Annotated in this window: 13 protein-coding genes and 1 pseudogene; 1 reads left to right on the plus strand and 13 read right to left on the minus strand. The window is 52.3% G+C overall.

Features of this window, described 5'->3' with window-relative positions; genetic code table 11:
* Positions 1 to 51: 51 nt before the first annotated feature.
* The 8 genes from BLT35_RS07245 to BLT35_RS07280 form a co-directional block, all read right to left on the minus strand.
* Positions 52 to 1,056: a LacI family DNA-binding transcriptional regulator gene (locus tag BLT35_RS07245; RefSeq protein ID WP_074727405.1), complete on the minus strand. Its 1,005-nt coding sequence runs from the start codon at positions 1,054 to 1,056 to the stop codon at positions 52 to 54.
* An 82-nt stretch (positions 1,057 to 1,138) separates the two neighbouring features.
* The gene (locus BLT35_RS07250; RefSeq protein WP_074727406.1) at positions 1,139 to 1,978 is read right to left on the minus strand and encodes an HpcH/HpaI aldolase/citrate lyase family protein; all 840 of its coding nucleotides are present in this window, start codon (positions 1,976 to 1,978) and stop codon (positions 1,139 to 1,141) included.
* A gap of 26 nt (positions 1,979 to 2,004) precedes the next feature.
* On the minus strand, positions 2,005 to 3,483 hold the full coding sequence (locus BLT35_RS07255; RefSeq protein WP_074727407.1) for an aldehyde dehydrogenase: 1,479 nt from the start codon (positions 3,481 to 3,483) through the stop codon (positions 2,005 to 2,007).
* Between the two features lie 22 nt (positions 3,484 to 3,505).
* Positions 3,506 to 4,714 carry a CaiB/BaiF CoA transferase family protein gene (locus BLT35_RS07260; protein ID WP_062410605.1) on the minus strand — a complete coding sequence of 403 codons (1,209 nt, stop codon included), beginning with the start codon at positions 4,712 to 4,714 and terminating at the stop codon, positions 3,506 to 3,508.
* A gap of 27 nt (positions 4,715 to 4,741) precedes the next feature.
* The gene (locus tag BLT35_RS07265) at positions 4,742 to 5,854 is read right to left on the minus strand and encodes a zinc-binding dehydrogenase (RefSeq protein WP_062410604.1); all 1,113 of its coding nucleotides are present in this window, start codon (positions 5,852 to 5,854) and stop codon (positions 4,742 to 4,744) included.
* A gap of 43 nt (positions 5,855 to 5,897) precedes the next feature.
* Positions 5,898 to 7,172, minus strand: coding sequence for a TRAP transporter large permease (locus tag BLT35_RS07270; RefSeq protein WP_083351222.1), 1,275 nt, complete (start codon positions 7,170 to 7,172; stop codon positions 5,898 to 5,900).
* A 7-nt stretch (positions 7,173 to 7,179) separates the two neighbouring features.
* Complete coding sequence (locus BLT35_RS07275) at positions 7,180 to 7,668, minus strand: TRAP transporter small permease (protein WP_160327406.1); 489 nt, start codon at positions 7,666 to 7,668, stop codon at positions 7,180 to 7,182.
* A 70-nt stretch (positions 7,669 to 7,738) separates the two neighbouring features.
* Positions 7,739 to 8,797 (minus strand): TRAP transporter substrate-binding protein, encoded by a 1,059-nt coding sequence (locus tag BLT35_RS07280; RefSeq protein ID WP_137670745.1) that lies wholly within the window; start codon positions 8,795 to 8,797, stop codon positions 7,739 to 7,741.
* Between the two features lie 595 nt (positions 8,798 to 9,392).
* Between BLT35_RS07280 and BLT35_RS07285 the strand changes: the two are divergent.
* Positions 9,393 to 10,077 (plus strand): annotated as a pseudogene (locus BLT35_RS07285) (NAD(P)H-dependent oxidoreductase).
* Between the two features lie 111 nt (positions 10,078 to 10,188).
* Here the strand turns inward: BLT35_RS07285 and BLT35_RS07290 are convergent.
* The 5 genes from BLT35_RS07290 to BLT35_RS07310 are packed head-to-tail and all read right to left on the minus strand — an operon-like array spanning position 10,189 to position 15,494.
* Positions 10,189 to 11,634: a hypothetical protein gene (locus BLT35_RS07290; RefSeq protein WP_062410601.1), complete on the minus strand. Its 1,446-nt coding sequence runs from the start codon at positions 11,632 to 11,634 to the stop codon at positions 10,189 to 10,191.
* Between the two features lie 28 nt (positions 11,635 to 11,662).
* On the minus strand, positions 11,663 to 12,910 hold the full coding sequence (locus BLT35_RS07295) for an AGE family epimerase/isomerase (RefSeq protein ID WP_074727408.1): 1,248 nt from the start codon (positions 12,908 to 12,910) through the stop codon (positions 11,663 to 11,665).
* 37 nt (positions 12,911 to 12,947) lie between these two features.
* Complete coding sequence (locus BLT35_RS07300) at positions 12,948 to 13,775, minus strand: carbohydrate ABC transporter permease (protein WP_074727409.1); 828 nt, start codon at positions 13,773 to 13,775, stop codon at positions 12,948 to 12,950.
* The gene (locus BLT35_RS07305; RefSeq protein WP_062410598.1) at positions 13,772 to 14,695 is read right to left on the minus strand and encodes a carbohydrate ABC transporter permease; all 924 of its coding nucleotides are present in this window, start codon (positions 14,693 to 14,695) and stop codon (positions 13,772 to 13,774) included. Before BLT35_RS07305 ends, BLT35_RS07300 begins: the two co-directional genes overlap by 4 nt.
* 43 nt (positions 14,696 to 14,738) lie before the next feature.
* Complete coding sequence (locus BLT35_RS07310) at positions 14,739 to 15,494, minus strand: glucosamine-6-phosphate deaminase (protein WP_062410597.1); 756 nt, start codon at positions 15,492 to 15,494, stop codon at positions 14,739 to 14,741.
* Positions 15,495 to 15,496 lie beyond the last annotated feature (2 nt).

The raw sequence follows: 15,496 nt of genomic DNA on the forward strand, positions 1-15,496 counted from the left end.
TGCCGCGGGCGGACGGTTGAATTATTTTTTCCTATGCGGATCGCTGGTCCTTTAGGTTTCCCCGCAGGAACGGCGGACAATGAGCGCCGGCTCCAACAGAATCGTTTCCAAAGCTGCATCCGTTTTGTTATCCATTCTCCGGATCAGCTGCTCGGCGGACACCCTCCCCATTTCGTAAGCGGGCTGCTCGATGGTCGTCAAGGGCGGATCGAGATGCTTGGCCCAGGCTGTCTCGTCGTAGCCCAATACGGCGATGTCTTTGGGTACCGAAAGCCCCAACTCCTTCAGCGCATCCATAATCTCCAGGGTAAGAATGCTGTTGGTGGAAAAGATCGCATCCGGCAGCCCCGTTTCCAATAGCTTGCCGATTTCGACTTGACACTCCTGCTTGTTCCGCACGATTTTGATCCAGTCCGGATGGACCGGCAAACCGTTTTCTTCCATCGCTAATCGATACCCCTCAATCCGTTCGAGACGAGGACTGATTCCGTTGGGCGGATACAGGAAAATGGCAATTTTCCGCTTCCCGAGCCGCAGCAGATGCTCTACGGCCATCCTGGAGCCTTTGATGTTGTCTACCACGACGGTATCGGCCGCTACGCCTTCCACTTTACGGTTGAGAAATACCAGAGGGAATTGTTTTTCGGACAGGGTCTCGAATAATGGATTCATACCTGTTGCAGGGTTCACAATGATGCCGTCTACCTGACGTAAGCCGAAGCCCCTGATGTGATCCTCCTCCGATTCCAGGCTGTCGCGGGAATTGGCGATCATCAGGTTATATCCGTAATGTTTGCACACGTCCTCGATACCTTCCAATACCTGTGACCAGAACGGATTTCGCAGATTGGAGAGCACGAGACCTATTACGTTCGTCTTTAACGACTTCAAGCCTTTGGCCAGCGCGTTCGGCCGGTAATCCAGCTGTTCGACCGCTCTCAGCACGCGTTCTTTCGTATCATCCGAAATGTATTGATAGTTTTTGTTCAGTACGCGCGAAACCGTCGCTTTGGATACCCCCGCCTTCTGCGCTACATCATCGATGGTTACCTTCATCCACATTGCTCCCATTCACGAAAAAAGTTATACCTCTATTGTATAGAATGAAACTAACCGCATGTCAATAAACCGGGTGCTTTCAGGCCAATTTCCAGCGAACGGCCGCCTCATGGACTTGTTTTGCCCTTTCGATCACCGGGCGATCCACCATTTTGCCGTCAATCGTAAAGACGCCCAGTCCCTTCGCTTCATTCTTCAGCGCATGGATGACCCGCTTAGCCCAATCGATTTCCTGCGCTGAGGGGGTATAGACTTCAGTAATGATCGGGATCTGCACGGGATGGATGCACATTTGTCCGGTAAATCCGGTTGTTTTCGTCAGCGCGGCTCGTATGCGGAGGCTGTCCAAGTTGTTAAAATCGGGAAATACCGAATCATAAATGCCTTGAATACCTGCAGCTCTGGCCAGCGTTACGATACGGGACTTGAAGTAGAGCAGCTCCAACCCGGAATCCGTCAGTGTCAAATTCAGATCGACAGCCAAATCGACGGCGCCTAAAGCGACACCGGTGATCAGCGGCGACTCCAGAATGTTCTCCAGGTCGCGAACGCCAACAGCTGTTTCGATCAGGACGATGAGCTCGCCCTTGCGGCCCATCAGCTTCCAGGCCTGCTCCACTTGTGCGGCGCTCTCCGTCTTGGGCAGGAGCAAGCCGCGAACCAGCGGATGTCCCGCCAGACGGGCATCGTCTTCAAACCACGGGGTACCTGCTTGATTGACCCGGATGAAAATCGGCTTGGAGGGAGCATCGTCCATAGAGTCCAGCACATCCCGGATCACCGTACGGGCCGCCTCCTTCTCATTCGGGTGGACCGCATCCTCGACGTCCCAAATCAGGGCATCCGCCGGGCTATCCAACGATTTGATCAGCCTGTCGGGCCGGCTACCCGGCGTAAACATCATCGTTCTATATAACAAAGGTATCCACCCCTATCCTTCATATTCTAACCAACGACGAACGGATCTCTCATTTTCTCTTCCGTTTCCACCCATACGCTTTTGACCTGCGTGTAGTCCTTCAACACCTCAAGACCGTTCTCGCGTCCGTAGCCGCTCGCCTTGTAACCGCCGAAAGGAGAAGCATAGTTGGCATTGCGGAAGGTGTTGACCCATACCGTACCGCTGCGGATCGCGCGCGCCATCCGGTGTCCGCGGGAGATGTGGTTCGTCCATACGCCGGCGACCAGACCGAAATCGGAATCGTTAGCGATGCGAATCGCTTCGTCCTCGGTTTCGAACGGAATGACCGACAAGACCGGCCCGAAAATCTCTTCACGCGCCACACGCATGTCGTTGGTGACATTCGTAAGAATTGTCGGTTCATAGAACAGCCCCTGCTGCAGCTCCGCCGCTTCCGGACGTTTACCGCCCAGCAGCACCTCGGCCCCCTCCTGCTTGGCAATGTCCACATAGTAAGCCACTTTTTCCAACTGCGAACGGTTGGCCAGCGGACCGACCTCCGTATGCCAATCACTCGGATCGCCGAGCTTGATTTGACGTGAGCGTTCCGCCAGCTTGTTCAGAAACTCATCGTAGATCGAACGCTGAAGCAGCAGTCTGGACCCGGCGCTGCACGTTTGGCCGCAGGCGGCGTATATTCCCGCCATGACGCCCATGACCGCATTATCAAGGTTCGCGTCCTCAAACACAATGTTCGGCGATTTGCCGCCCAGCTCGAGTGTGATCCGTTTAATGTGCTTGCCCGCGAGCGAAGCCAGCGAACGTCCGGTATCGGTTCCGCCGGTAAACGAAATTTTGTCCACACCCGGATGCTGTACGAGGTAATTGCCGATGCGGCTGCCCGGTCCGGTAACGACGTTGAATACGCCTGGCGGAAACCCCGCTTCCTCGACCAGCTTGGCGAATTCCAGAATCGAGCACGGTGTCGTGGAGGAAGGCTTGATCACCATGACGTTCCCGGCAGCCAATGCAGGCGCCGCTTTCCATGTTGTGAGCAGGAGCGGCGAATTCCACGGCGTAATCGCCCCGACGACGCCGATCGGTTCACGCAGTGTATAGTTCAGCACCGATGTTTTGTTGAGCGGAATGACATCCCCGTGAATTTTATCGGCCATGCCGCCGAAATAGATGTAATAATCGACCAGCGATTTCAGATGCGCTGTAGTCTCCCGGATCAGCTTGCCGTTGTCCCGGGTTTCGATTTGCGCCAAACGTTCGATGTTGTTTTCGATCAAATGCGCCAGACGGATGAGAAGACGTCCTCTTTCACTGTTCGACATTTTCGACCATGGACCTTCGTCAAACGCCCTGCGCGCCGCCTGTACGGCCAGATCGATATCCGCTTCCGCACCGACGGGGACGCTCGCCCAGGCTTCGTTCGTATAAGGATTGATGGATTCGGAGCGCTCTCCCGATTGTGCCTCCACCCACTGCCCGCCAATATAAAGCTGATACTGTTCCATAGTCATCCTCCCGGTTGGTAAGTTATATGATTTCGTTTTTCTTTAGTTCATCCAGCGCAGCTTTGCTTAACCCGAGCTTGCCGAACACTTCGTCATTGCAGGCCCCTTTTTCCAGCCCGCTGTGCCGGATTCGCCCCGGGGTACGGGAAAATTTCGGTGCTGTATTCAGCATTTTGACCTTTCCGAAATCTCCGTCGGGCACCTCAACAATGTTGCCCCTCGCCCGGAAATGCGGATCCTTGAAAATGTCTTCGATCGTATAGGTCGGCGCGATGGTTGCATCGCACTCGTGGAAACGCGCCAGCACTTCCGATTGCGTGTGGCGTGACATCCATTCCGCGATGACACCATCGATTTCTTCCGCATGCTGCAGCCGGGCTTGATTGTCTTTGAATCGCGGATCGGTAATCAGATCTTCTCTCTCCACCGCTTTCAGGATGCGTTCGACAATAGGCTGAGAGCTGCCCGAAATGGCCACCCATTTGCCGTCGGAGGTCTGGTACAAATTCCGCGGGACCGTCCATTGGGTACGGTTGCCCATTCGCTTCTGGAGAATACCGAGCTGGTCGTATTCCATCACCTGATTGCCAAGCATGCCCATAAGCGCCTCATAAATCGGCAGATCGATAAACTGCCCTTTGCCATTCCCGGAATGATCGCGCTCGTATACCGCCACCATCGTGGCATACGCTCCAAGCAGTGCCGTCGCCTGATCGGCGAGAGCCAGGTTGGGCAGCAGCGGACCGCGGTCGGGATATCCGTTGATTTCGGCAAATCCGCTGAGCGCTTCAGCCAGGGTGCCGAATCCCGGTCTGTCGCTGTAAGGACCCTCCACACCGAAGCCGGATACCTGTACAAGTATCAGGCCGGGATTGCGGGCACTCAGCGTCTCGTAGGTGATCCCCCATTTTTTCAAGGTTTGCGGCCGAAAATTGGTAATGACAATATCCGCCGTTTCCGCCAGCTTCATAAACAATTCCTGACCTTCGGGTTTACCCAAGTTCAAGGTGATCGGCTTTTTGTTGCGTGAAACGAGCTTCCATTCCAGCGACTTGCCTTCCTTCTGCCGGCCGGCGTTTCGCAGCGGATCACCCGACGGATGCTCAACCTTGATGACCTCCGCTCCAAAATCTCCTAGGTAGGTGGCCAGCATAGGCCCCGCCAATATCGTCGAGGCATCGACCACCCGTAATCCTGCAAGAGGCAGCTCGCCTCGTTTCTGATCGTCCATCCTCGTCACCTCGTCTTTTCGTATAAATTATTTCCAGGGATAAAGCACGGGCTTGATCTCCTGGAACGACTGCATTCGTTTCAATGCGACGTTAACGTCTTTGAGCGAATATTCGTTGGAAATCAGCTTGCTGAACGGCAGATCCCGCTGATGTTTGGCGATGAACTGCAGCGCCTTCCAATAATGGCTGATATCCCCGGAAAACGAACCGAACACCTTCAAGTTTTTCTTTGTAATCATCGACGGCTGGATCGTCACCTTCCCTTCGCCGAGCTGGCCGACGACCATATAGCGCGCACCCTTGGCCACCATCTCCAGCCCTTCCGCGAAAGCGCCGGGATGACCGGAAAATTCGAATGCCTTTGCAGGCCCGCGGCCTCCCGTTTCCTCCATGACAATAGCCTTTCGTGCTGCGGGATCATGCTGATCTACGGAGATCACGCAGTCGGCGCCGAACTCCTCGGCCAGCTTCAAACGGCTGTCCGGGGCGCCGATGGCTATAATTTTTTTGGCGCCCGATACTTTGGCCACCCCGATGGCCAATAAGCCTAACGGTCCCGTACCTTGTACGAGCACCGTGTCCGTCGGACGGATCGTGCCGACCTGATCGAACGCGTTAATAACCGAGCGGAAAGCGCAGCTGCTCAGACTTGCCAATTTGTCCTCGACAGAATCCGGCACTTTTATCCGTCCCGATTCCGGTACGACATATCCGTATTGTGAGAACCCTCCCATCAGATAAGGAGGCTTTTCCATTGTTTCGTACATATAAGCACGGCGATGATGACAAAGCGTCGGCTGTCTTTCTACGGTGCAGTAGTAACACGAACCGCAACTGGTATGAGACCAGATGATCCGGTCTCCAATCTGGAGGGACTGCCCGACGGAATCCTGGTCGGCGTTCGGGCCCATTGCCACGATCCTGCCCACCATTTCGTGGCCAAGAATAACAGGCAAATCCACTTTCAGGGAAAGCGTGCCTTCCCACAGATGCACGTCCGTACCGCAGATCGAGCAACAGTCGATTTGCACGAGCAGCGACCGGGGTTCCAGCTGCTGCGGCACCGGAACCTCCTCAATTCCGATTTCCTTGCCGAATTCGCGTACGACCGCCGATTGAGACGTTTTGGGTAGCTGCATATCTGTTCATAAACTCCTTTCATTGTCGATGGTCTTGGATGAGTTATTTGAACCAAAGGCTTAATCCCGGCATAAAGGTGATCATCCCGAGGATGATGACTGCCGCTGCAAAAAAACAAGCGACGTAAGGCATCATCTCCACCAGCGAGCTGTTGTTTGTTTTTGCCGCCACGAACAAGTTAGCCGCCATAGGAGGGGTAATCAGTCCAAGCTCGATGTTGGTCACCAGCATGATACCGAAGTGGATCGGATCCATACCGAACTGCATAGCCGCCGGATAAAGAAGCGGGGCCATCAGCAGCACGGCAGCGTTCGTTTCCATGAACATGCCGACCAAAAACAAAATCAAATTGACTATGATCAAAAACATGATCTTGTTGTCCGTGATGTTCTGAATCGCACCCGTAAGCATCTGAGGAACCTGCTCCAGAATCATGAAATTGTTAAACACAGACGTAAAGGCAATGATGCATAAGATGGAGATGGACGTCAGTGCCGCTTTATAAAACACTCCGGACAGCTCGCGCATTTTCATCGTTTTGCCCGCCAGCGCCAACACCAGGCCGTACACACAAGCCACCGCAGCCGCTTCTGTCGGCGTAAAGATCCCTCCGTATATTCCGCCGAGCACGATCACGGGCATCAGCAGTACGGGAATCGACAGGACAAAGGCGATCCTCTTGCTCTGCTTGAAGACCGGAGTTTCTCCGCTCCCCTGCTCCCCTTCCGGATGGTTCAGCACCCTCTTAAGAAGCAGAAAATGCACGATGGAAAAGGCAAAGACCATCAGGATGCCCGGAAGCAGTGTCGCAAGGAACAAATCGGAAATCGAAGCGCCCACGGCCGCACCGTACACGATCAAAGGAATAGAAGGCGGAATCAAAACGCCAAGCAGCCCGCAGGATCCCATCAGAGCCGCTACATAGCCACGTTTGTATCCTTTATCGACCATCCGATTGCCGATGATGCTGCTGATGGCAGCCACGGTAGCTACCGAAGAACCCGTGATCGCGCCAATAAATGCACTGGCCAGAATCGTCACATATCCGAGCATGCCCTTCAGCCAGAACAGGAACATTTCGGCAATCTCTATCAGCCGGCCGATCAGCTTGCCTTGATTCATGATTTGTCCGGTCAAGATAAAGAACGGTATGGACAGAAGAAGAAAGGAGTTGATCGTCTGGTACGGCAGCGATGCAAAGGTATCGAGTGGCAGCCCGTTCATCTTCGCTCCGAGAAAAGCCGATAATGCAAAGGCTGCACCGATCGGTACGGCAAGAATCAATAAAATGAAGACACTAACGATAACCAGGGTCATGAAGTAGTCACCTCATTTCTGCTGTAGGACGCATCTCACGGATCATCAAAAGCAATTGGATCACCCCATGGAAGATGGCAAGGCCTGCACCGATCACCAGTGCACCAATCGGCAGCATAATCGGAATCCCCAGCTCGATGGTTTTCTCACCGGACTCGGCGATATAGGTAAAGAACGGATACACAATCGAAATGAGCGCAACACTGAAGGTCAGCATGAGAATCTCGGATAAAAAATGAATCACCTTGCGTAGTCTCGGACTTCGCAGCAAATCGGTCACTTCGATCGTTATATGGTCTTTCGTATAAACGGCCAATCCGAATCCGATAAAGGTCAATACACAAATACTGAGTAAACCGATGTCGACCGTTCCCAACAAAGGCCAGCCGAAGGCTCGAAAGCATACCTGCAGAAAGATTGAAATCAGCATGACGACAAAGGCAATGATGACGACCGCTTTTTCGATCCGTGCCATTGTATTTTCAATACGCTCCAACACAGTTAACCACCGCCGTATCATAAAATGTATCTGCATCCGGGCACATAGATTCGCTGACCCGGATGTTTTATTTCAATGCTGCAATTTCTTCTCTCAGCTTCGATATCCGATCAGCGCCATAGACGTCGGCAAATTTATCCCATAAGGAACGGCCGATTTCTTTAAAAGCCGCGATTTCCTCCGGCGACAAATCGACGACCTCGATGTTTTCATTCTTCATTTTTTGTACGTAGGAATCGATCAGCTTGCGGTTCTCCGTAATTTGCCACTGCTGCGTTTCCTTAGCGGCTTCTTCAAATGCCTTCTGCTGTTCCGGTGTCAGGCTGTCCCACATTTTTTGGCTGATGCTGATCGTACCGGACGCATAAACATGATTCAGACGGGTGACGTATTTGTTCGTCTCGTGAAGCTTATTGTCATACGTAATAATTAGGCCGTTATCCTGCCCGTCAACAACGCCTTGCTGCAGTGAGGTGTACAACTCCGGCATAGGAATGGATACGGCTTGGGATTCGACCGCTTCGAAGAATCCTTTGATCGCGCGGGAACCCGGAACTCTCAGCTTAAGTCCCTTCATTTCCGCAGGTGTTTTGACTGTATGCTTCGAGTTCGTCAATCCTCTAAACTCCAGCTCGTAAAAGCCCAGAGCATGAATATTGTGTTTTTTCAGCGTTTCTTTAATCGTCGCCGGGATAATGCCGCTGCCATAGAAGAGCTGATCCGCCTGTTCGTTGTTCTCCGCAATGTAAGGCAAGTAGCTGAAGTCAAGCAGCGGATCCATCCCTGCCAGCGATCCTTGATTCAAAAAGGCCATATCCAGGGTACCACGGGACAGATTCTGCCCAAGTGCTTCATCCCCCCCGATTTGGCTTGCCGGGAAAATGCTGATTTTCACGGCGCCGTTTGTTTTTTGGCCCACCAATTCGGCAAATTTTTGGGAGGCTTGATCCGTGACGCTGTTGGCGGCAAAAACATGACCGAGACGCAAATTTACCGGCTTGGCCTCTCCCGAAGGCGCGGTGGAACCGTTGGAAGAAGAAGACGAAGAAGAGCAGCCTGCAGCGAGCAGCGAAACGGCCGCAGTCAAAGCCATGCACATCATGAATGGTTTGGATTTTTTTAACATATTCCTAACTCCCCTCAGTATTTGTAAACCTTATTGGCTTCCTCTGACTGAACTTGAAGTCTCAAATCTTCAGGCCTCGTTTGTAAACCAAAACTGGTAAGCAAGCACCTCCCATTTTGATGAAACAATCATCAGTAAACGGTTTCAGAAAACGATTTCTGAAATGGTTAAAAAAATATACTCAGCCATAAATTATAGATGTCATTTTGTAACCGCTATCAGAAAATGATTTCTGAAATACATATTAGCAAGTTAATTTTTCTTTTGTCAATACTATTTTTCACAGCTAAAAAAATCCGTTGGAAAAAATGAATCCTCCGCAACCTTTTAATTAACCCCCGGTGGATTTTATAAACATGGTTGTTCTTGCGGCGCCGTCATATGTGGATAACTTGAACTGTGGATATGTTGACACTGCTGCAGGAATACATGCGTCATATAAGCAAAATGATTGTTGATGATGTGGATAAGATTGTGGATAATATGCCGCTCTCCCCTCGAAACCGCACCGGCAGCTTCGGGCGATTACTTAAAATAAGTGATATGTGGTATGATGAAGAGATCATGGAAAAATACGGGAAAGGGAGTATGACCCTTGAACCAGACAGCGATCAAAAAACAGGAAATACTGGACGCCTTCTATTTCAGACATGCTACCAAACAGTTCGACCCGACGAAAAAAATTTCCGACGAGGATTTCCGGTTTATTCTCGAAACGGTTTATTCTCGAAACCCGAAGATTGTCTCCAAGCTCCGTCGGCTTTGAGCCCTGGAAGTTCCTGATCGTCCAGAACGATGGATTGAGAGAAAAGCTGAAAAAGGTATCCTGGGGAACACAAGGACAGCTTCCGACAGCCAGTCATTTTGTGATTATTCTGGCCCGGAGAAACGTAAGATACGATTCCGACTATGTGCTCAACCTGTACAAAAATGTAAAACAGATGCCCCCGGAAGAACGCATCCCTACCGTATATCGAAAATTCCAGGAATCCGATCTACATTTGCTGGACAATGAGCGTACCTTGTTCGATTGGGCCTGCAAGCAAACGGATATCGCCCTTGGCAATATGATGACCGCTGCGGCTCCGATCGGAATTGATTCCTGCCCCATCGAAGGATTCGATTTTGACGAGGTACACAAGATTCTTGACGAGGAGGGACTGTTGGAAAACGGGAATCTGGACATTTAGGTCATGGTAGCATTCGGATACCGGGCCCAAGACCCGCATCGTCCAAAAACGAGACAAAACCTGGAGGATATTGTGCAGTGGATTGAATAAGCATCGCGACAAGCGAAGCGCCTTCCGATCGTACATGACGATGCCGGAAGGCGCTTGTTTGGGTCTGGCTATGCGGGCCCGGTCAGCGTGAGCGTCTCGTCCAAAGCCCTCCTAAGCGGTAACCAAGGTTCGGATTCCGCTGCGTATGATTTCCTCCGCTTCCGGAGCAAGCGGAGCGGGCAGGCCAAAATAATAAATATAATCGACCGCTTCATACCCCCCCTCGGCCAGCTGGCCGGCTGTAGGGATATACCCGATCATGCCGTTGGAGTAGCACACGGGGAGCACCCTGCCTCCGAAGCCGATCTTGACGAAGCGGCCGTAGTCTCCAGCCATTTCCGCATTGGTCGCAAGCAGCGCGAACCCCTCAGCCAATTCGAGATACGAAAGCTCTAACTCGACGGTGCGCTGCCGGTAGTGATGATTGGAAAGCAGCAGTCTGCTCCACTGCTCCAGAATATCTTCGTCCGGCGCGAGCTGCTTGATGGGATTCGCATGGGCATCAGGACGATCTGTTCCAACCGCGTCCCCGGCTTTTTCGCCGGCTTTTCCCCCGCCAAGCTCCAGTTCCTTCTGTGACGGTTCCAGGCGGGCCCACTTCCTGAGCTCATCCGGAGAAGGTGGTTCTTGCAAGGGGAGCTGAACGCGCACCGTTCGTGAATGCAGCATCCGCGGCGCAAGCGGCTTCATCGGCCTTGTCAAAACGGCCAACACCTCGCTAGCCAGTGCCTGCCCGATGCTGCGCACATCCTCATCGCCGCCGCGATAAAATTCGCCGTCCCGTACAAGGGCCGGCCGAACGTCGGCGCAGCAGCCCTGCACATACGCCGAGACCGCTCCACAACCGAGCTGCTCTTCAATCAGCCCCATGGCCAGCCCCGGAAATTCGGACGATACCGTATTGTCACCCGATGTGGTAGGATGACAGGCATAATGAACCAGAAGGGCCTTGGTTTTGCCGTTGGATAACGCATAACGAATAACGGTTACTTCAGGATCTGCAGGCCCTTCCGGGTTCGGCGCCATCCGTATACTCCCGTCTACCCTTTTCCGGCGGTAAATGCCAAGACGGCAGCTCCCGATTCCCCGCTCCGCCGTCACAGGCTCGAAAGCCCGTGCCGCTTGTTCTGCGCCGTCCAAGATACGTTCTTCCAAAAAAGCGATATATTCTGGGTCCGGGCGGCCAAGCGAAGGCGTGAACAAGCCGCTGGTTTGCGGACCTGAATGATTATGCGTGGCATGCAGCACGATCTGCGCTTCACTCAGTCCAAAGCGTTCATTCAGCTTGTTCCTCAGGCTGTCTACGCGTTCCGCCCCCCACCACAGCAAATCGGCTGATATCACCAGCGCGCTTCCAGTCCCGCCTTGTTGAAAAAACAAGATTCTTGCATACAAAGGACGTTCGACGCGTTCAAAATCTCCTTGTCTATGCGCAAAGCCCGCAAGCGGCAGCGGGCTTTGCGGGGTGATGTCGACCTTGGAGCAGCCAAGCTGAAGATCATAAGATGGCGCCAACCCGTCCGGTTTCTCGGAGAAAACCGCGTTATGGTTTGTCATGGTCTCTTCCCCCTCAACTGCAAACCCTTTATTCCGAAGCAAGCAGCTCAATGATCAACAATACGTTTCGCAAAATATGATAGGGATCTTTGACCGGAAGGGCCACGGTCTTCTGTACCGGCTGACCGCTCCGATCCCGGATTTGAATCCATTCGCCGACCGCTTGATCCGGATGGGGGAACGTACGAAACACATAATCGTGCATCTGCTCATACTTCGCATATAGATCGATTCTGCCCGTCAGTCGATAGCCGAGAAGCAAAGCATACAGCGCCTCGGAGTGGGGCCACCATATTTTCATGTCCCACGTGTCGCTTACCAATGCCTCATAGCGCCCGCCGCTTCTGCGGCCGCGTACCTCCCCTCCCTCGCGGTCGACGTAACGAAACAGTCCTCCGTGTTGCGGATCCCAGCCCAAATCGAACGCCCGTTCGACCACTGCAGCCGCTTGCTCCACCCGCTGCCTGCTGCCGGCCTTCACCGCTTCCGTCATCACAAACCACATGCACTCCAGCGAATGTCCCGGCGTCACATGCCTGCTGAGCAGCGTATCCGCTTCGTTCCGATCGGCCGGAAGCATTTCACGGATGATGCCGCCGTCGAGATCATAAAACCGGTCCATGATCGTATCCACGAAGGAAATCGCCTCGTTCCGCACGGCCTGTACCTCCGGATGCGAGAACGCATCTAGCGCATCGGCAAGCTCCTGGGAGACATTGAGCAGAATCATCGGAACGGAATGGGCTTCATACCCTTCGGGCACCGGGTACGGCTCGCTTCGCAAATCCCCCCCCGCTACCCGCTCCATGATCCGCCGGTACAAACGCAAGCTGTCCTGAAGCGCCGCCGAATCTCCGGCCGCTTGGGCAAATTTGGCGAAGCCGAGTACGACAAAGCAATCCGCATAAAAGCTGATATCGTACCCCAACCCCGGAATCGCTTCCTTTTTCCCGCCGTCTGCCGTCAGCACATAAGCACAGTTCCCATTATCCAGGAATACATGATCGCGCAGAAAATCCATCGTTTTGCGGGCGTTCCGCAAGCAAAAGTCCGCATCTCCCGAGAGGAGATTTTTTTGGATCATGGACGCCATATGGGCAAGAATCCAAATCATCCGCCCCTGGGACCACGTATACTTGTCGGTACTGACAAGCTCCGTACCTTCATTATTGAAGCAAGTGTAAATTCCGCCGCGCTCAAGGTCGATAGCTCGAAACCAAAAGGGCAATAGAACCTTCTCCGCATGCTCCCGGTAAAACGACAATAAATGATTCATGGCCCACCCCGATCAACTCTGGAATATGCTGCAGTATTTACTTGCTGCCTGTCATACTGATGCTTTGAATAATGTGACGACGGAGGAAGATAAACACAATCAATATCGGAATCACCGAAATCACCGATCCGGCGGACATTACCGTCATATCGATCGAGAAGGACGACTGGAACATCGCCAGACCCAGCTCCATCGTAAACAAAGACTTGTCGCCGATGACAAGAAGCGGCCAAACAAAAGCGTTCCACGCCTCGATAAACGCGAAAATCCCCAAGGCGCTCATCGGCGCCACCAGCAGTGGGACGACCAATTGAAAAAAGATGCGCCACTCCGACGCTCCGTCCACCCGGGCCGACTCCAGAATTTCATCCGGAATTTGCTGAATGACGTTCTGACGCATAAAGAAGATACCGAAGCTCATGACCAAATACGGCAGGACCAATCCGCTGAATTTATTCAGCAAATCCAGACTTTGCATCTGCAAGTAAAGCGGAATCATGTAGATTTCAAAAGGGACGATCGCTGTTGCAAGCAATAATGAAAAAATAAAAGCCAGACCATAATACCGGAATTTGGCGAAAATGTACCCGGCAATCACAGAGGTGAACACAATGGCAAGCGCCGAGAATACCGCCATTCTAAGGCTGTTAAAAAAGTAAAGGTGAAAGGGCGCCGTTTCAAACACCGCAACAAAGTTGTCGAAATTAAACTGCTGCGGAATAAATGACGGAGGATAGATATTCAGCTCCGGAGGCGTTTTAAACGCCGTCGATACCATCCACAGGAAAGGGATGACCATCAGGATCGCTCCCAGAGTCAATAGGAGCATCCGCAAGGCCGTCATGATCTGATTTCTCCGTTTCATCGGTTCAACCCCTTTCCAGACGTGGTATTATCCTTAGCCAACCAAAGCTGTACCATCGTCAGCGCAAGCACGATCAGGAAAAGCACAACGGCTTCGGCCGAGGCGTACCCCATCTTGTAATAACGGAATCCGTTTTCGATCATGTCATACACAAGCACACGCACAACATATCCCGGGGAACCCTGAATGTCGGAAGCCAGAATATAGATTTGGCTGAACACATTGTAGCCGTGAATCAGCGTGATGATCGACACGAATACCGTGATCGGTTTGAGCATCGGAAGAGTAATGTACCGGAATGCTTTGGCTCCCGTCGCCCCGTCAATGGCAGCGGCTTCGTAAAATTCCTTCGATATCCCCGTCATACCCACAAGAAAAATGATCATATTATATCCCACCGTTTTCCATACGGTCAGCATAATCACCGATACGATCGCGAGTACCGGGTCAAACAGCCAAGCCTTCGGCGCCACCCCAAAAAAGGATAAAAAATAGTTGAACAAACCGTGCTGCGAATCAAGGATCCACTTCCAGGTTACGGCCACCGGTACCATCGGCGTAATGACAGGCAGAAAATAAAGCGCCTCGTACCATGCTTTAAAGCGGATGCCTTTATGAAGCATAGAGGCGATGATTAGCGCGGTAGGCACGCTAAAGATGAGAATGCCAAAGGCAATGATCGACGTATTTTGGATAGCAATAATAAAAGGTTCACTTTGAAACAGCGTGATAAAGTTCTCCAAACCAACAAAAGGCTTTTTGACCGATATCAGGTCCCATTCAAACAAGCTGATGTACATCGTTTTGGCGATCGGTATGAATCTAAGATACGTATACAGGGCGATGATCGGCGCCAATGCCAGAATACAAAACCAGTGACCCGGCTTCAGCCGAAACCTTTTTTTCACAGATGCTTCCATTTCCCTAGCCCCTCCTTCCCTTTCCGTTCACCATCGATTCGGCCTACAATAACGAAGCGCTGTCTTCGTCCAAATAAATGCGGCAGGATTCGGCCCTGCGCAGCACCGAAGCGGGACACTGCACATCGATTGGACCATACAACGTCTCATGCACGGCCCTGCTCTTCCTGTCGCCCGGCACGGTACAAAAGATAGCGGACGCCGATAAAATCGTCGGAATGGTTAACGTAATGGCTTGAACAGGAACATGGTCCAATGCGTCAAAGCATCCATCGTTTACCTGCTGCTGCCTGCTGGATTCATCCAGCTGGACGGCTTTCACTTTCAAGGGGTCCTGAAAATCCGCTACATGGGGATCATTGAATGCGATATGGCCATTCTCTCCGATTCCAATGCAGGCAATATCGATGGAATGGGAAGCCAGCAATTCCGAATATCTTTTACATTCTTCCTGCGGATCGTTCAAGCCGTTAATGGCATGAAATTGCTTGGGATGGCGATGATTGAACAGCCTCTCCCTGAGATATAAGGAGAAGCTTTGCGGCGCATCGGCTGGTAACCCGACGTATTCATCCAGATGGAAGCAGATGACCCGGTCCCAGAAGATGCCCTCCTCGTCTCGAAGCGCATCAAGAAATTCATTTTGGGACGGAGCCGAAGCAAACACCATGGAAATGACCTCTTTTTGCCCAAGAAGTTCTTTCATTTTGCCCGCAACATCGAGCGCTACAGCCTTACCCATCGCTTCGCGCGTCGTATGACGCAATACTGTCAGTTGATGAATTGTTGTGGACTCCATAG

Source organism: Paenibacillus naphthalenovorans (assembly GCF_900099895.1).
GTDB classification, from domain to species: domain Bacteria; phylum Bacillota; class Bacilli; order Paenibacillales; family NBRC-103111; genus Paenibacillus_G; species Paenibacillus_G naphthalenovorans.